Raw genomic sequence first — 18,013 nt, 5'->3', positions numbered from 1 at the left:
GTTGGGGGTCGCGATGCTGACACGCAAACAACATGAGCTGTTGATGTTCATCCACGAGCGGCTGAAGGAAAGCGGCATTCCGCCATCGTTCGACGAGATGAAGGAAGCGCTCGACTTGGCCTCCAAGTCGGGAATCCATCGGCTGATCACGGCGCTGGAGGAGCGCGGCTTCATTCGCCGGCTGCCCAACCGCGCTCGCGCGCTGGAGGTGCTGCGCCTGCCCGATTCGATCGCGCCCGGCCTCAATGCGGCGCGCAAATTCTCGCCGAGCGTCATTCAGGGCAGCCTTGGGCAGAGCAGCCATGGACAGGGCAGCCTCGGGCGGCAGATCAAGCCGGCGCCTTCACGCATGCCTGCGGCCGGCAACGACGACGACGTTGTCGCCACCGTCTCCATCCCGGTGATGGGCCGTATCGCTGCCGGTGTGCCGATCGATGCCATCCAGCACCAGACGCATTCGATCTCGGTGCCACCGGACATGATCACCGGCGGCGCGCACTACGCGCTGGAGGTCAAAGGTGATTCGATGATCGAGGCCGGCATTTTTGACGGCGATACGGTCATCATCCGCAACGCCGACACCGCCCAGCCTGGCGAGATCATTGTCGCCCTGGTCGACGAGGAGGAAGCGACCCTGAAGCGGTTCCGCCGCAAAGGCGCCTCGATCGCGCTGGAAGCCGCCAATCCGGCCTATGAGACGCGCATATTCGGGCCGGACCGGGTCAAGGTGCAAGGCAAGTTGGTCGGGTTGATCCGGCGTTACTGAACGGCAGCTTTCTTGGGTTTCTCAGGCTTGCGGTAAGGCGGCAGACCCCTCGCCTCGCGCGAAAATCTCCGCTGCTCATGCCAGGGCCTGTATGGCTGATCGACGGCAAAACGGATTTCTGCGCGCGTCGTCGCTGATAGCGGATCGAAGAAGACGGCAGCACTGCCCATGCGAGCGAGCTGGCGTTTGGTGACGACGAGAACCAGCGGGTTGCGGCAGGGATTATAATAGGCTGTGGCATCGTCGATGACGATCAAATCCGCAAAGCCACAGGCCGGCCGCGCGGTTTTGCGGTCGTCGGCGAGCGCGATGATGGCGCCGGACGGATGCCGGGCGATGCAGAGGCCGTCAGTGCAGTAAAAAGGCGCTCCCGGCGGCAGGTCGGCAGGGTCGGCGATGTCGAACCGCACGTCTCCTTTTTCAAATGTCTCCGGCTCGACAATGGTCGCTGAGGTCAGCGCATGTTTCCAATTGTCGGTTGTGAATTCGTTCGAACGCACTCGGTTGATGGCAAGTTCGCCGCCGCCGATCGGCAGCGCCACCAGATGTGCGTCCTCCGAGATCAGCACGTCGGGGGTGCGTGTCTCGGAAATCGTTAGCAGGCCGGCGAGCGCAAAGGGAAGTGCCGCAAGCCGCAACCATGTCGTCGCCATTGTGGCAATGACCAGGGCGACCGTCACCAGCAGAACCGACTGCAACGAAATCAGCCCGACTGCATCGACCGGCGAACGCTCGGAGATCCATCCCGATATTGCAATCATCGCCGTCAGCCCCTTGCCCATCATGTAGAGGAAAGGCCCGTCGAGGCCGAAAGGCATTGCCAAGGCGCTAACGACGGCCAGGAACATGACGACCGTGACGATCGGCATGACGGCCAGATTGGCGAACAGGCTGAGCGGCGAGACGCGCTGGAAGTGCCAGATGGCGAAAAGCGCGGTGGCGCTGCCGGCAATGATGGAGGTCATTGCGATTGCACCTGTCCCAGCGAGGAGTTTCCGCGTGACGAAAGCGACCGGTGACCGTCGCTGCGGCGGCGCCTCGGCCTTGTCGGCACGATAGTCCGACCAGCCTGCATAGGCGCCTACGAGGGCTGCGGTCGCGGCGAAGGACATCTGGAAGCTGGGGCCGACCACCTCGTGCGGCGACACGACGATGACGGCGATCGCTGAAATCGTCAGATTGCGCATGGTGAGTGCGGCCCGATCGAACAGCACGGCGACAAGCATCACCGCCAACATGATGAAGCTGCGCTCAGCCGCGACCACGACACCGGAAAAAATCAGATAGGCAGCTATGGAAACGAGTGCGGCGCCGGCCGCATATTTTTTGACCGGCCTGCGCGACGAAAAATCGGGGAACAGCGCAAAGGCGCCGCGCAGCAATCCCATGATGGTGCCGGCGACAAGCGCCATGTGCAGGCCGGAAATGGAGATGATGTGATAGATGCCGGTGCGCCGCATCGATTCGTTGATCTCTTCGGGGATGCCGGCACGCACGCCGACGATCAGCGCTGCGGCAATCTCCCCCTCGGCGCCACCGATGCTGTCCCTGATATGGTCGGCGATGCTTTCGCGCGCCTTTTCGATCGAGGCGGAAAGGCGCGTGGCTAACGGTGCATCCTCGGAAGCGACGATCTTCGGATTGCCAAGGAAAAAGCCGCTAGCGCCAATACCGGCGAAATAGCTGTCAAAGGAGAAGTCATAGCTGTCCGGCCTAACCGGGCCAGTCGGAGGCAGAAGCCTCACATAGCCGGCCACCACCGAGCCTGCGGTCATCTCAGCGGGAGTTTTGCGTGCCGAAACCCTGACCCGTTCCGGTGCATAACGCAGTGTCGGCCGGGCGGTCGATATCACGTCGATGGTCAGCCTGATCCGGCCGTTCGCCATCTGGTCGAGCCTGACGACGCGGCCGGTGAGCTGGGTCTGGATTACCGAACCTAGCATCTGCGTTCCCGCGCGCCAGGTTTCAACCTTGGCGGCGAGCACACCGAGTGCGCACAGCAACGCTGCCATGAAACACAAATGCGTTTTGCGCCATGACCGCGTGACCGCTGCACACAATGCCGTGAGGACCACGACGGCGATGGGTTGGGGAAAGCCCGGTTCCACGGCAAGCGAAAAATAGACGATCACGCCGGATGCCAGGAAAACCGGCACCAGCAGGAAGGCGACGCCGCGGTCGAGTTCCATGCCGGCCGCCGAAACAACGCTGTTGCGGACAGCGGATGGTGCGAGGCGACGGAACTGTCGGCGGAAGCCAACGACAGGCCCGGGTGTTGGACTGGGTATTGGCGCGGAGCGGCCTGGCGAAAGAGGCTGGATGCCCGGGTGCGACCCAGGCAACGAAACGGGTAGCGGCTCGGCGTGAGGAACGTCGGCAAACAGCGATCGTTCGCTGACGCTTGCGACCGCGCCCTCGCTCTCGTTCACGCCGCGGCCTGGTCCAGCCATCGGGTCTGCCCCTTGCGCCCTTGACCTCCTATGCTACATGAACGCGCGACGCGCGAAAGTCCGCGCAACCACATCCGTTTCCTGCGCCTGCCCGAGAGTTCCATGTCCGACAAGGTCGTCACCCGTTTTGCCCCCTCGCCCACCGGCTTCCTGCATATTGGCGGGGCGCGCACGGCGCTGTTCAACTGGCTGTATTCGAAACACACCGGCGGCACGATGCTGCTGCGCATCGAGGACACCGATCGTGAGCGTTCGACGGCTGCGGCAACCGCTGCCATCCTCGACGGGCTCTCCTGGCTCGGCCTCACCTGGGACGGCGAGCCGGTATCGCAGTTCGAGCGCGCGCCGCGCCACCGCGAGGTAGCCGAGGAGTTGGTGCGCATGGGCAAGGCCTATTATTGCTATGCGACGCCAACCGAGCTGGAGGCGATGCGCGAGAGCGCGCGGGCCAAGGGGCTCCCTCCCCGCTATGATGGACGCTGGCGCGATCGCGACCCGTCGGAGGCGCCTGCGGGCGGTAAGGGCGCCATCCGCATCAAGGCGCCGACCGAGGGCGAGACGGTGGTGGATGATCTCGTGCAGGGTGAAGTGCGCTTCCCCAACAAGGATCTCGACGATTTCATCATCCTGCGCTCGGACGGCAATCCGACCTATATGCATGCTGTCGTCGTCGACGACCATGACATGGGCATCACCCACATCATCCGCGGCGACGATCATCTGACCAACGCCGCCCGCCAGATGGTGATCTATCGAGCCATGGGCTGGGACGTGCCGTCGATGTCGCATATTCCGCTGATCCACGGCGCCGACGGCGCCAAGCTGTCGAAGCGACATGGTGCGCTCGGTGTCGAGGCCTATCGCGCCATGGGCTATCTGCCCGAGGCGCTGCTCAACTACCTGGCGCGGCTTGGCTGGAGCCATGGCGACGACGAAGTGATGTCGATCAAGGACATGATTGCCTGGTTCGATATCGGCGACGTCAACAAGGGCGCCGCCCGTTTCGACTTCGCCAAGCTGGAGGCTTTGAACGGCGTGCATATGCGCCGGATGAGCGACGCCGAATTGCTCGATATCTTCATCGCCACCTTGCCCTATCTCGAAGGCGGCCCGGCGATCGCAACGCGCCTCGACGACACGCGCAAGGCGCAATTGCTTGCCGCCCTGCCAGGCTTGAAGGAGCGTGCCAAGACGCTGGTCGAGCTGGCCGACGGTGCCGGCTTCCTGTTCACCGATCGGCCGCTGCCGATCGACGAGAAGGCGGCGGCGCTGCTCAGCGGTGAGGCGCGCGAGATCCTGCGGGGTGCCCACGCGGTGCTGAAGGCAGTTTCAGGTGACTGGACGGCCGCCGCGGCGGAGGCTGCGATCCGCGAATATGCTCTGGCAGGCGGTCATAAGCTCGGTGCCGTGGCCCAACCTCTGCGTGCCGCGCTGACCGGCAAAAGCACCTCGCCCGGCGTGTTCGATGTGCTTGCCGTGCTTGGCCGCGACGAAAGCCTGGCGCGCATATCCGATCAAATCGATTAGCAAAACTGGCCCAAGAAGATTGGCATTGAAAGGCGGGTTTCGCAGTGCAACATTAGGTCTTGGCCCAATTTGGCACGCAAATCCAAAAGCGGGCGCAAACGCGCGAACTCCGATCCTTTCGACGTGTTGCGTTGCAGATATATTGCCTTGCCGGCAGTGAGAAAACCAAAAGGAGTTTGCAATGTCCGAAGCTGCGACAAAGATGGAATTTGGCGGCAAAACCCAAGCATCGACTGCAAAACTTGAATTCGGCGGCAAAACTCACGAGCTCAAGGTGCGAAGCGGTTCGGTCGGACCAGATGTCATCGACATCGGCTCGCTTTACAGCACCACCGGGGCCTTCACCTACGATCCCGGCTTCACGTCGACGGCAAGCTGCGAGTCGGAAATCACCTTCATCGATGGCGATGCCGGCATTCTTTTGCACCGCGGTTACCCCATCGACCAGCTGGCCGAGCATGGCGACTTCCTCGAAGTCTGCTATCTCTTGCTCTATGGCGAATTGCCGACCAAGGCGCAGAAGGACGATTTCGACTACCGAGTGACGCGCCACACCATGGTGCACGAGCAGATGTCGCGCTTCTTCACCGGCTTTCGCCGCGACGCGCATCCGATGGCGGTGATGTGCGGCGTGGTCGGCGCGCTGTCGGCCTTCTATCACGATTCCACCGACATCTCGGACCCGTATCAGCGCATGGTCGCATCGATGCGGCTGATCGCGAAAATGCCGACGATCGCGGCGATGGCCTACAAATATCACATCGGCCAGCCCTTCATTTACCCGAAGAACGAGCTGAATTTCGCGGCCAACTTCCTGCATATGTGCTTCGCCGTGCCTTGCGAGGAATATAAGATCAACCCGGTGCTGGCGCGTGCGATGGAGCGCATCTTCATCCTGCACGCCGATCACGAGCAGAACGCCTCGACTTCGACCGTCCGCCTCGCCGGCTCGTCGGGCGCCAATCCGTTTGCCTGTATCGCTGCCGGCATTGCTTGCCTGTGGGGCCCGGCGCATGGCGGCGCCAACGAGGCCGCTCTGAACATGCTGGGCGAAATCGGTCATGTCGACCACATCCCGGAATTCATCGCCCGCGCCAAGGATAAGAACGACCCGTTCCGGCTGATGGGTTTTGGCCATCGCGTTTACAAAAACTACGATCCGCGCGCCAAGATCATGCAGAAGACCGCACATGAGGTGCTGGGCGAACTCGGCATTAAGGACGATCCGCTGCTCGACATCGCCATGGAGCTGGAAAAGATCGCGCTGACCGATGCCTATTTCATCGAGAAGAAGCTTTATCCGAACGTCGATTTCTATTCCGGCATCACGCTGAAGGCGCTGGGCTTCCCCACCACCATGTTCACCGTGCTGTTCGCGGTCGCCCGCACAGTCGGCTGGATCGCGCAGTGGAAGGAGATGATCGAGGATCCGCACCAGAAGATCGGCCGCCCGCGCCAGCTCTATACAGGTGCGCCGGAACGGGATTACGTGCCGATTGCGAAGCGGTAGGTGAGTGAATAGCGAATAGTGAGTAGCGAATGGGGAAGAAGACAGCGAACGCTAGACGGCAGCCTGCCCCTACTCGCTATTCGCTACTCCCTATTCGCTTCTTTATGTACTCCATCACCACCCCCGCCGCGATATCGCCGGACGGCCTGTCGGTGGCCATGCGTCTGGCCACTTCGGCAAAACCGTCCTTCTGCCAAGTGCGGTAGGCAGTGTCGGAAAACAGCGCTTCCAGCTGCCGCGCCAGATAGTGTGGCCGCACATATTCATTGTAGTGCTCGGTCACCACCGGACGGTCGGCGATGAGATTGGGCAAGGCGGCGCTCCATACGGTGATCAAGCGTTGGGCCATCCACATGACCGGATCGAGCCGGTAGCAGGAGATCATTGGCACACCCGACAGCGCCAGTTCCAGTGACACCGTTCCCGATGCGATCAGCGCCGCATCGGCCTTGCCGAAAGCCTGCCATTTGCGTTCGGGATCAAGGATGATCTCCGGCTTCTCGTCCCAACTTGCCACCGAAGTCCTGACCAGGTCGGCGACATGCGGAACCGTCGGCAACAGCAGGCGCAAGCGATGCCCCCGCGCGCGCAGGATCGAGACCGTCTTGCCGAACGGGCCAACCAGCCTTCGCACCTCGCCGCGACGCGAGCCGGGCAGCACCAGCAATGTCTTCACGCGATCCTCGGACAGGTCGCGCAGCAGGCTTTGCGCCTTGGCAGCACCGAGCACGCCCGGATCATGCGAGAGGCGATGGCCGACATAGGTGCCGGGCGGACCTCCGAGGCGGGCGAGTTCCTTCACCTCGAAGGGCAGGATGCAAAGGATATGGTCGACATACGGTTTCATCGCCACCGCCCTGCCCGGCCGCCATGCCCAGACGCTCGGGCAGACATAGTGGACGATGGGGATTGCCGGATCGGCGGCACGCACCTTCTTGGCTACGCGGAGTGAAAAATCCGGACTGTCGATGGTGATGAGGCAGTCGGGCTTTTCACCGGCGACCGCGCCGGCCGTCTGGCTGATCCGCCGCATCAGGCGCGGCAGGTCACGCAGGACGGCGCTCAGCCCTGTCAGCGCGATCTCGCTGCCCTCGAACAGTGGGATGAGGCCAAGCGCCTGCAGATGGCGCCCGCCAATGCCGACGAGCCTGACCTCGCGGCCGGTCGTGCGCTTAAGCGCCTGGATGAGGTCGGCGCCAAGCAAGTCGCCGGATTCCTCGCCGGCGACGATGGCGATCTTCAGCGGCTTGTCACTGGCCATTGGCCGGCTCCTCGACGGGCAGGCCGACGATGAAAAGGCCGAGCGCATTGGCGCGCGCGATGGTGACGGGGCCCTCCAGAATGAGCGAACGACCAGCTTCGATGGCAATGCCGGCAAGGCCGGCTGCATGCGCCGCATCGACCGTCTGCGGGCCGATCGACGGCAGGTCGGCGCGCAACTCCTGGCCGGGCTTGGCGCATTTGACCAGGACACCACGCGTGCCGCCGGCCAGCCTGCCATGGCCGCGCAACTCTCTTGCCCGCTCCAGCAGCCCGGCAGTGCCCTCGATGCCTTCCAGCGCGATCGCCCGCCCACCGACCGCTATTGCCGCCTGGCCGATATCAAGCGCACCAATGGCCTTGGCGGCGGCGCGCCCTGCCTCGATGTCGCGCCAGTCGGATCGATTTGGTCCTGCCGCGGTCAGTGTTCCCTGGCTCGCCGCCAGTTCGGGAACCACCTCATGCACGCCGACCACTTTGATGCCCCGCTTTTCAAGGCCCCGTGTCAGGACTTTCAGAAGCCCATCATCGCCGCGCGCCAGCGCCAGGACCACCGAAGGCACGATCGCCAGCAATCCGAAACTCGGGCGCATGTCGATCAGCCGCGGCCTGCGCTTGATCTCGCCGGCAAGAACCAGATGGGTGACGCCGTGACGCTTCAGCGTCGCCACCAATGAGCCGATCTGCTCAAGTGCCAAGCTGTCGTGCTCGTACCGGCGGAGCTCCTGCCGGTCGGCCTCGCCTTCCATCAACAGAATGAAAGGCGGATGATCATGCGCGGCCAGCCCTTCGGCGACTTCCACGGGCAAGCTGCCGCTACCGGCAACGATACCGATCCTAGAGCCCGGCGCGAGTTGAAGCTTCGCCCCGGCGATCTCAGCCTTCGTCATCGCCATCGTCACCGTCGCCGCCCTTGAGCGACGGGACGGCGTAGTGCCGCTTGCCGCGACTGGCGATGAAATCGATGATCTTCATGGCCGTCGGCGATGAAGCGAATTCCGCCTTGGCGAACTCGATATTCTCGCCGACGGTTCGGGAGCGATCGAAGATCGTCCTGTAGGCCTTGCGCAACGTAAGGATCTCGGCGCGCGGCAGGCCGGCGCGCTTCAGGCCGATGATGTTGAGGCCGCGAAGGCTGGCGCGATTGCCGACGGCGATGGCGTAGGGAATGACATCGCCGACAATTGCCGAGCAGCCGCCGAGAAAGGCATTCTCGCCGACGCGGACAAACTGATGAACAGCGGCGAGCCCACCGATATAGACGTTGTCGCCGATCTCACAATGGCCGCCCAACGTCGCCTGATTGGCGAAGGTGGCGTTCTTGCCGACGATGCAATCATGCGCGATGTGGGCATAGGCAAGGAAGTTGCCGTTGTCGCCGATAACAGTCTCGCCGCGGCTGGAATCGGTGCCGAGGTGCATGGTCACGCCTTCGCGGATCGTGCAGTTCTCACCGATGACGAGCGTGGTGCGGCCGCCCTTGTGCTTGGTGTTTTGCGGCGGCGCGCCCAATGTCGCCATCGGATAGACCTTGGTCGAGGCGCCGATCGTGGTCGCGCCCATCACCGAGACGTGGCTGACCAGTTCGACGCGGTCGCCGATCACGGCGTCGCCGCTGATATGACAGAACGGCCCGATGCGGACGCCTTCGCCGATTTTAGCGCCTGCCTCGATGACCGAAGATGGATGGATAACTGTCTGGATTTTCATAAGCATTCGATCGTCAGTCGCTCGTAACCATCATCGCTGATATCTCGGCTTCCGCGGCCTTGACGCCGTCGACCAGAGCCTCGCAGGCGAATTTGAGAAGGTTGCCGCGTTTCTTAATTTTCTTCACATGAATCTTCAACTGGTCGCCGGGAACGACCGGTTTGCGGAATTTGGCGTTATCGATGGTCAGGAAATAGACCAGCGATGGTTTTTCGGTGCCAAGGCTGCGGATGCAGATGGCGCCGGCCGTCTGCGCCATCGCCTCGACGATCAGCACGCCGGGCATGACCGGCTGATCCGGGAAATGACCCTGAAAATGCGGCTCGTTTATGGTCACGTTCTTGATGCCGATAGCGGACTCGTCGCCATCGATATCGATGATGCGGTCGATCATCAGGAACGGATAGCGATGCGGCAGGAGCTTCATCAACCCCAATATGTCGACCGCTTCGAGCGTCGTCGCCGCCATCATCTAGCTATTCCCCCCCTCGCCGGATTTGCGCGCCCTGGCCAGTCTTCGCAAAGCTGCGATCTCCCGCATGGCTTCCGCCATCGGCTGTGCCGGATATCCTCCCCAAATCTCGCCCGCAGGAACGTTGCTCATAAACCCGCTTCTCGCAGCAAGTTTGGCCCCGGTCCCTATGGTCAGGTGATCGGCAAGGCCGACACCGCCACCCATGGTGACGTTGTCGCCCACCGTCACGGAACCGGAAATACCTGAAAGACCGGCGATTATGCAGTTGCGGCCGATGCGGACGTTATGAGCGATCTGCACCAGATTATCGATCTTGGTCCCCTGACCGATGATCGTGTCGGACATGGCGCCACGATCGACCGTGGTGTTTGAGCCGATCTCGACATCGTCCTGGATAACGACCCGGCCGATCTGCGGGACGCGCTCCGGGCCCTTCGCTCCGGCCACGAAGCCAAAGCCGTCCTGACCGATGCGGGCACCGCCATGGATGATGACGCGGTTGCCGATCAGCGCGTACTGGATGCTGGCGCCTGGACCGACATAGCCGTCGCGGCCGAACTGGCAGGAGGGACCGATAACGGCATGAGGGGCGATGACGGTTCCGCTGCCGATAGAAGCGCGGGGGCCGATGATCGCGCCGGCCTCGATGATCGCGCCGGCCTCAATATGCGCCGATGGGTCGATATGGGCATGCGGCGAGATGCCGGTTTCGCCGGTCATCGGCGCCGGTGTCGCAGCCGCTGGGAAGAGAAGGCGTCCGACCATCGCGAAAGCCTGTTGCGGGCGCGGATGGACCAGAACCGCGATGCCCGCTGGCGCTTTGCTGGCAAATTCGGCGGGACAGAGAACTGCAGCTGCCCGCAGCGATTGCATCAGCGCGAAGTTGCGCCTGCCATCGACGAAGACGAGGGCATGCTCGCCGCCCTCGCTTGCCGGCGCCAAAGCTTCGATCGATATATCGGAGAGGCCCGAATCGACAAGCACCGAGCCGGTCAGATTCGCGACTTCGCCAGCCGTGTACCGGCGTGAGGGCGCGAAGAACACCGGATCGGTCATTCCAGAAGCTATATCCAGCTAGCGCATGACCCCAAAAATCGGAATCGATCTTCGGAAAGGATCATGTGCAAATCAAAGTGCCACAGTATGCTTTGCGCCTCCGGAGGACACGCGGCGCTGTAGTATCGGATCACTCTCTTCCGGACCCAAACGGCCCGGAAACATCGTTGCCCGCCGATCAGAAGCGGGTCGATATGCCGAAGTTAAATTCCTGCACGTCGTCGGTCTCTTCCTTGAGGACCGGGACCGCATAGTCGATGCGGATCGGGCCGAACGGTGACGCCCACATCAGACCGACGCCGACGGAGGCGCGCCACTGCATGTCGGTTGTCGACTGGTCGACAAAATCTGCCTGAACCTTGCTGCCGTAAAGCGTTGCCGCATCGGCGAAGACTGCGCCACGCAGACCGAAGCTCTCCGGAATGACCGGCATTGGGAACTGGGCCTCCGCCGAGGCATGGAAATAAGTGGTGCCGCCGAGATGGTCGCCCGCGTCGTCGCTGTCGACGGGACCGATGCCACCATAGGCAAAGCCGCGGATCATGCGGTCACTGCTCTGGAAATGATCGAAGATGCGCAGATCGCCGCCGCCGTAGCCTTGGACGTGGCCAGCCCCGCCCGAAATCAACCCGACCAGATCAAGCTGCTCCGACAATGTCTGGTAGACGCTGCCGCGCGCTGTGACCTTGACATACTTGGCGTCACCACCGAGACCGGCGAATTCCGTGCTGACGTTTGCATAGATACCTTCATGCGGATTTTTCATGTCGTCGATGGTGTTGTAGACCAGGCCGAGACTGACTGACGACTTGAGCCACGGGCTCTCTTCGATACCCTGAAGGATCGCCCGAGATATGTCGTCGACGCAGTCGGGGGCGGGGATACCATCATTGTCCGAGGGCTCGTCGATGCCATCGTTATCATCGTCGCAGTCTTCGTCGAGCTTATACTTCTCCTGCGAGATATTATAGGCAAGCTGCGTCGAGATGTTGTCGGTGATCGGCAGGCCGAAGCGCACTGTCGCGCCTATCGTCTCGCTCTCGTATTCGTCATAGTTCCTGGTCCGGTTGAAGACATCGAAACCGGCGGCGATACGCCGCCCGAGGAAATAGGGCTCGGTGAAGGAAAAGTTATAATCGCGCGAATTTCTGCCGCCGCCCGCCGATATCCTGATGAACTGACCGCGTCCGAGGAAGTTGCGCTCGGTGATCGATCCTTCGATGGACGGGCCTGCCGTATCGCCGCCAGTCGAATAGCCGGCGCCAACCGAGAACTCGCCGGTCGACTTCTCGACCACGTCGACCACCAGCACCACTTGGTCCGGCTCAGAGCCGGGAACGGTGGAAACCTCGACTTTTTCAAAGTAATCGAGCGCTTCCAGCCGCTTCTTCGCGCGCTGGATGAGAACCTGGTTGAAGGCGTCGCCCTCGCTCACGTCGAATTCGCGACGAATGACATAGTCGCGTGTCCGGTCGTTGCCGCGAATCTCGATGCGTTCGACATAGGCCTTGGTGCCCTGGTCGATCGTATAGACCACCGAAATGGTGTGGTTCTCGAAATTGCGGTCGCCGCGCGGCGTCACCTGGGCGAAGGCATAGCCGGAACCGGCGACCGTCTCGGTCAGCGCGATAATGGTGTCTTCGACGTTCTTGGCGTTGTAGACATCGCCCTTGTGGGTCTCGACCACCGACTGCAGCGATGCGCCGTCGACCTCGGGAATCGTGCTCTCGACGCTGACGTCGCCAAATGTGTAGCGATCCCCCTCCTGCACGGTGATCGTCACCGTGTATTTGTTGGTGGTCTCGTCGAGTTCGCCGACCGCGGAAACGACCTGGAAATCGGCATAGCCGTGATTGTAATAGAAACGGCGCAGCAGCTCCTGGTCGGCGCGCAGCTTGTCTTCGTCATAGACGTCGTCGCGCAGCACGAACGAAAGGTAGGACGAGCGCTTGGTAGAGATGATGTCGGACAGACGACGACTCGAATAGGCGCTGTTGCCGACGAAATTGATCGCGGCGATCTGCGTGCGGCCGCCTTCGTTGATGTTGAAGACCACGTTCACGCGGTTGTCGCCGAGATCCATGATCTCGGTGGTCACGGCGGCGTCGTCGCGGCCGATACGCCTGTAGGCGGCCTTGACCGCCTCGACGTCGGCATCGAGCGCCTGCTGCGAGAACGTTCCGCGCGGCTTCAACTGGATCGAGACCGCAAGCGCGTTGTCCTTGAGCTTCTTGTTGCCCTGGAACAGCACCTGGTTCACGACCTGATATTCGGAAACCTTGATGACCAGCGAAGAACCGACCTGGTTGATCTGGACGTCCGAGAACAGCCCGGTGCCGAACAGCGCCTTGACCGCGTCGTCGATATCGGCGCTGGAGAAGACCTTGCCGGGCTTGATCGTGACGTAGTTGCGGATCGTGTCGGCGTCGACACGCTGATTGCCGCTGACTTCGACTCTTGAGACAACAGCGGCCTCGACCGCCGATGTGGCAACGAATTGCACTGCGAGCGCACCTGGCACGACCAGAGCGGCGGACATGGCCACCGCGGACGCGGCGCTCAGAAACTTGGAAGTTGCCTTCATCGGGCTTTTGTACCTTTTCTCGAAGTCCCCACGGCGAGAAAACCGGACGTGCGGTAATTTCCCCTACCGTATTAACCGGATTTTCCCTACACGCAAGGCTCCTGGTTAATTTGTATTTACTTAACCCTGTTGCGTGGCTTTCGCGTCACGCATATCCCCACGCATGGTAAACGGCGTCTCAACATTGGCTCTGTCGAAGCCAAATTTCTTCATGATTTCAGCATCCAAACAGATCGTTCCAGAAAACGAACCCCATGAAGCCCAACACGAGCATGAAGCCAGCCCTGTAACCCATTTCCATCATCCGTTCCGACACCGGCCGCCGAATGACTGCCTCCACGCCGTAGAACAACAGATGGCCGCCGTCGAGGGGGGGAATCGGCAAAAGGTTGAGAATACCGATCCCGACCGACAGCAAAGCAACAAGTTGTACAAGCCAGTCGAAGCCCAGTTTTGCCGCCTGCCCTGACATCTTTGCGATCTTGATTGGCCCGCCCAGCTGGCATTTGTCTTCGCGGCCGACGACGAAACGCTGCAGGAACTGACCGGTGCGCTGAATGATATATCCCGTCTCCTCGACCGCCGCCCCTACCGCTTCGATCGGGTTGTAACTGACTAGCCTGGGTTGGCCGAATTCCTGATTGTTGACGACGCCGATCACGGCCACTTTGACCTTGTTGCCCAGCCCGTCTTGCTGCTCCATCAGCTCCGGCGTCGCAGTGGCGGTGATCTCCTTGCCGTCCCGCAGCATGACGAAGGTAATGGCATCGCCGCCGCGGCCCGAAACCAGGCGCTGGACGTCGGAGAAGGTCTGGACCTTGCTGCCGTTGACGCTGACGAATCGGTCGCCCGGCAGGATGCCGGCCCTGGCCGCAGGACTGCCGGCGGTGACTTCAGCCACCATCGGCTCCATCACAGGGCGGCCATAGACGGAAAACAGCACCGCAAAGACGGCGATCGTCAGCAGGAAGTTGAACAGCGGGCCGGCAACCACAGTCGCCGCGCGCTTCCAGACCGGCTGCGTATGGAAAGCAATCTTGCGTTCGGCGTTGGTCAGCGATTCAAGCTCCTCCGAGCTGGGCTGGCTCGAGGTGGCATTCATGTCGCCGACAAATTTGACATAGCCGCCAAGCGGAATGGCGCAGAGCTTCCAACGCGTGCCATGGCTGTCATTAAAGCCGAACAGCTCCGGGCCGAAGCCGATCGAAAAGGCTTTTACGCCGATGCCGCACCAGCGGCCGACCAGGTAATGGCCCATCTCGTGCACGAACACGACCACGGTCAGCACGAACAGGAAAGGCACCAGCGTGCCGAGGAAAAAGCCCTCCGTGCTGAAAACCGCGTGAAGAATCTCGTTCAACTCATGTCCTCAAAATTCGTCCGCAGCACGCTCGTACCGCGACTGTGACATCAATCCAGGCGAATCCATGGCGCATCCTGCGCAGGTGAAGAAACCGGGCAAGGAACAATGCCGATCAAGCTGGAAACAGCCCCTGCGCCGGATGGTCGGCGGTCGCCGAAATCCACCCGATGACGTATAGGGCGAAGGCCGCCGCGACAAGCCCGTCGACTCGGTCCATCACACCGCCATGGCCCGGTATCAGCGTGCCCGAATCCTTGCGGTCGTGACGGCGCTTCACCCATGATTCGAAAAGGTCGCCGGCCTGGGCCACGATCGAAAGCACGAGCGCAACGACACCGAGAATTGCGAGATTGCCGGCCCCGGCCAAGGCGGCCAAAAGCAGCCCGGCAACAACCCCGCCAACGGCCCCACCGAGCGCCCCGCTCTGCGTCTTGCCGGGCGAGATCGATGGCGCCAGCTTCGGACCGCCAACAGCGCGACCGACAAAATAGGCCGATATGTCGGTCGCCCAAACCACCGCGAACAGGAAGAGAATGGCGACTAGGCCGGATCGGTCGCCGTCGCGCAAAAGAGCAAGCGACAGGCCGGAAATGGCGGCATAGGCAAGGCCGGACGCGTCCCACGGCCCTGTCTGGTGCACCGAAGTCTGGTGCATCGAAGACACGAGGACGGTGACAACGGCCATCGCGGCCACAAGAAGCAGCAGCCAGGACGCCGGCAGGCCGGCGACCAAGGCGACGACGAAGACCAGAAGCAGCGCTTCAGGCAGCAAACCAAGGCTCGTGGCTGCAACCGGGCGGCACATCCGCGTCCATTCATAGAAGATCAGGATCGTCATGGCGGCGCAAAGCAGCCGGAAGGGCAGTCCGCCGAGCCAGGTCAGGCCAAGCGTGATGACGGCAAGCACGACGGCAGAAATCACGCGAAGCTGGAGGTTGCTCATCCCTTGGCAGTCACGGCGACGTCTTGAGCGCCAAGCCCGCCGAAACGGCGCTCGCGTCCGGCGAAATCGCGCAATGCGTCGGCCAAATGCTCGCGGCTGAAATCGGGCCAGTAGCAAGGCAGGAAGACGAGCTCGCTATAGGCGGCCTGCCACAGAAGGAAATTCGACAACCTGAGTTCGCCGCTGGTGCGGATGACCAGCTCAGGGTCCGGAATACCCTGGGTATCGAGGGAGCCGGCGAAGGATTCGGCCGTGATCGCCTCGCTGTCGAGCTCGCCGCGCGCCACTGCCGAGGCAAGCTTGCGCGCCGTGCGCACGATCTCGTCACGCCCGCCATAGTTGAAGGCGATGACCAGCGTCAGCGCATCGTTGCGCATAGTCAGCGTTTCGGCCTCTTCCAGCAGGCTCCTGATATCAGGCTGCAACCCTGCCCTGTCGCCGATTATCCTGACCCGCACGCCGCTCTGGTGCAGTTCGGCGAGATCGCGGCGGATGAAGATTTTCAGGAGGCCCATCAGGTCGCTGACTTCGGACTTCGGTCGCGACCAGTTTTCCGACGAGAAGGCGTAGACGGTCAGGAAGGAGATGCCGAGGCCAGGAGCGGCGCGCACCGTGTTGCGCAACGCCTCGACGCCGGCACGATGGCCGGCAAGCCGTGGCATGCCGCGCGCCTTGGCCCAGCGTCCGTTTCCGTCCATGATGATCGCGACATGCGCGGGGCTTGTCATAGTTTCGCTTTCGGGTCGGACCCTTAAACCTGCATGATTTCAGCTTCCTTATCGGAAAGCAGATGGTCGATGGTGCCGATCATCTCATCGGTGAGCTTCTGGACCTGGTCGGACCGCTTACGCTGATCATCCTCGCTGATGTCGCCGTCCTTTTCCGCCTTTTTGAGAAATTCCATGCCATCCCGGCGCACGTGGCGCACGGCGATGCGGGCATTCTCGGCATAACCATGCGAGATCTTGACCAGCTCCTTGCGGCGCTGTTCGTTGAGCTCGGGCAGCGGAATTCTGAGATTGGTGCCGTCGACGATCGGATTGAAGCCGAGATTGGATTCGCGGATGGCGCGATCGACCGCGCCGACCATCGACTTGTCCCAGACCGAAACCGAAATCATGCGCGGCTCCGGCACCGACACGTTCGCCACCTGGTTGATCGGCATGGTGGTGCCGTAGGCCTGCACCTGGATCGCGTCGAGCAGGTTGCTCGAGGCGCGGCCGGTCCGCAGCGAAGCCAGATCGTGCTTGAACGCAGCGATCGCCCCGTCCATGCGCCGTTTGAGATCATCGTATTCGCCACTCATCATCGTCTCCTCGACCCGTTAGCCCGGGTTCACTGTTCAGGGGTAACCCCGTGTTCGAGCCTCAATCCGAAAACCGGTTCCCGCTTTTCGCTTACGCGGACCCTCGGCTCGGCATCGGGCTCCCGATCAGTCGTCCGCGACGACCGTGCAACGGCCACCGCCCCTCAGAATATCACCGAAACCACCCTTCTCGTGGATCGAATAGACGATTATCGGAATGTTGTTTTCGCGCGCAAGTGCAATCGCGGCCGTATCCATGATCGAAAGACCGCGTTTTATCACTTCGCCATGGCTGATGCGCTCGAAGCGAGTCGCGTTCGGGTCCTTCTTGGGATCGGCCGAATAGACGCCGTCGACCTGAGTACCCTTGAACAGTGCATCGGCGCCGATTTCCGCCGCACGAAGCGCCGCGGCCGAATCGGTGGTGAAGAACGGATTGCCGGTGCCGCCGGCGAAGATGACGACCTTGCCCTGGTTCATGTAGGCGGTCGCCTGGCGCTGCGAAAAGCTCTCGCAAAGTTCAGGCATGGCGATTGCCGACAGCACCACCGCGTCGACGCCTATCTTGTTCAACGAGGTGCGCAGCGCCAGCGAGTTGATGACGGTGGCGAGCATGCCCATGTGGTCGCCAGTGACGCGATCTCCGCCCTTGGACGCAACCGCCACGCCGCGAAAGATGTTGCCGCCGCCGATGACGACACCGACCTCGATGTCCAGGGCGCGGGCCTCGGCGATGTCTGCTGCGATACGATCGACGACCGACACGTCGATGCCGAAATGCTGCTCGCCCATCAACGCTTCGCCTGACGCTTTCAGCAAGACACGTCGGTAGAGGGGCTTCACCGTCATCTGGTCCTCATCGTTGTGCGTGTGACGCGCCTGGAGCGGCTCCCCCGCGCAGGCGCTGCCCCGAAACATTGGCGTTCCGATACACGAAGGGCCCCGCCCGGTCACCCGGCGCCCCCCCCCGGAAACAAGCATACCCACATTTTATAAGTATATTTTAAACAAAAACCAGCCCCCCCGCCCCGCGCCGATATGGGTTTGCGGGGTGTGGTTGTAA

General features: G+C 62.1%; 14 protein-coding genes and 1 pseudogene. 3 read left to right on the top strand and 12 right to left on the bottom strand.

The features are described from left to right. Positions 1-13: 13 nt before the first annotated feature. Positions 14-766: a transcriptional repressor LexA gene (gene lexA / locus NKH73_RS07715; RefSeq protein ID WP_352929915.1), complete on the top strand. Its 753-nt coding sequence runs from the start codon at positions 14-16 to the stop codon at positions 764-766. Here the strand turns inward: lexA and NKH73_RS07710 are convergent. Then, complete coding sequence (locus tag NKH73_RS07710; RefSeq protein WP_352929912.1) at positions 760-3,216, bottom strand: ComEC/Rec2 family competence protein; 2,457 nt, start codon at positions 3,214-3,216, stop codon at positions 760-762. The genes lexA and NKH73_RS07710 overlap by 7 nt on opposite strands. 102 nt (positions 3,217-3,318) lie before the next feature. On the opposite strand from NKH73_RS07710, the gene gltX reads away from it, so the two are divergent. Beyond that, on the top strand, positions 3,319-4,743 hold the full coding sequence (gene gltX, locus NKH73_RS07705) for a glutamate--tRNA ligase (protein ID WP_352929909.1): 1,425 nt from the start codon (positions 3,319-3,321) through the stop codon (positions 4,741-4,743). 181 nt (positions 4,744-4,924) lie between these two features. Next, positions 4,925-6,253 carry a citrate synthase gene (gltA, locus tag NKH73_RS07700; RefSeq protein WP_352929906.1) on the top strand — a complete coding sequence of 443 codons (1,329 nt, stop codon included), beginning with the start codon at positions 4,925-4,927 and terminating at the stop codon, positions 6,251-6,253. A gap of 76 nt (positions 6,254-6,329) precedes the next feature. On the opposite strand, the gene lpxB is transcribed toward gltA, so the two are convergent. From lpxB to pyrH, 11 genes and pseudogenes are all read right to left on the bottom strand, one after another. Continuing rightward, a complete protein-coding gene (gene lpxB, locus NKH73_RS07695; RefSeq protein WP_352929903.1) occupies positions 6,330-7,514 on the bottom strand; it encodes a lipid-A-disaccharide synthase in 1,185 nt (394 codons plus the stop codon). Further along, complete coding sequence (locus tag NKH73_RS07690; protein WP_352930733.1) at positions 7,504-8,403, bottom strand: LpxI family protein; 900 nt, start codon at positions 8,401-8,403, stop codon at positions 7,504-7,506. The genes lpxB and NKH73_RS07690 overlap by 11 nt, the downstream gene beginning before the upstream one ends. After that, positions 8,390-9,223 carry an acyl-ACP--UDP-N-acetylglucosamine O-acyltransferase gene (gene lpxA, locus NKH73_RS07685; RefSeq protein WP_352929900.1) on the bottom strand — a complete coding sequence of 278 codons (834 nt, stop codon included), beginning with the start codon at positions 9,221-9,223 and terminating at the stop codon, positions 8,390-8,392. The genes NKH73_RS07690 and lpxA overlap by 14 nt, the downstream gene beginning before the upstream one ends. A 13-nt stretch (positions 9,224-9,236) precedes the next feature. Next, the gene (fabZ, locus tag NKH73_RS07680; RefSeq protein WP_352929897.1) at positions 9,237-9,695 is read right to left on the bottom strand and encodes a 3-hydroxyacyl-ACP dehydratase FabZ; all 459 of its coding nucleotides are present in this window, start codon (positions 9,693-9,695) and stop codon (positions 9,237-9,239) included. After that, positions 9,696-10,754: a UDP-3-O-(3-hydroxymyristoyl)glucosamine N-acyltransferase gene (gene lpxD / locus NKH73_RS07675; protein WP_352929894.1), complete on the bottom strand. Its 1,059-nt coding sequence runs from the start codon at positions 10,752-10,754 to the stop codon at positions 9,696-9,698. It abuts the gene before it with no gap. Positions 10,755-10,932: 178 nt separating this feature from the next. Then, positions 10,933-13,338 (bottom strand): outer membrane protein assembly factor BamA, encoded by a 2,406-nt coding sequence (bamA, locus tag NKH73_RS07670; RefSeq protein ID WP_352929891.1) that lies wholly within the window; start codon positions 13,336-13,338, stop codon positions 10,933-10,935. Between the two features lie 217 nt (positions 13,339-13,555). Continuing rightward, positions 13,556-14,698: an RIP metalloprotease RseP gene (gene rseP, locus NKH73_RS07665; RefSeq protein WP_352929889.1), complete on the bottom strand. Its 1,143-nt coding sequence runs from the start codon at positions 14,696-14,698 to the stop codon at positions 13,556-13,558. Between the two features lie 115 nt (positions 14,699-14,813). Beyond that, positions 14,814-15,644 carry a phosphatidate cytidylyltransferase gene (locus tag NKH73_RS07660; RefSeq protein ID WP_352929886.1) on the bottom strand — a complete coding sequence of 277 codons (831 nt, stop codon included), beginning with the start codon at positions 15,642-15,644 and terminating at the stop codon, positions 14,814-14,816. Continuing rightward, a pseudogene (locus NKH73_RS07655) lies at positions 15,641-16,384 on the bottom strand (isoprenyl transferase); the annotation flags it as partial. The gene NKH73_RS07660 and the pseudogene NKH73_RS07655, both read right to left, overlap by 4 nt. A gap of 11 nt (positions 16,385-16,395) precedes the next feature. Then, entirely contained in the window at positions 16,396-16,950 is a 555-nt protein-coding gene (gene frr, locus NKH73_RS07650; RefSeq protein WP_095485252.1) for a ribosome recycling factor, read from the bottom strand. Positions 16,951-17,076: 126 nt separating this feature from the next. Further along, a complete protein-coding gene (pyrH, locus tag NKH73_RS07645; protein WP_352929882.1) occupies positions 17,077-17,799 on the bottom strand; it encodes a UMP kinase in 723 nt (240 codons plus the stop codon). Positions 17,800-18,013: the final 214 nt, after the last annotated feature.

This window comes from Mesorhizobium sp. M0938, assembly GCF_040319125.1.
GTDB lineage: Bacteria > Pseudomonadota > Alphaproteobacteria > Rhizobiales > Rhizobiaceae > Mesorhizobium > Mesorhizobium robiniae.
The sequence above is the reverse complement of the archived record's forward strand: the minus strand, read 5'-3'. Positions and strand labels throughout refer to the sequence as shown.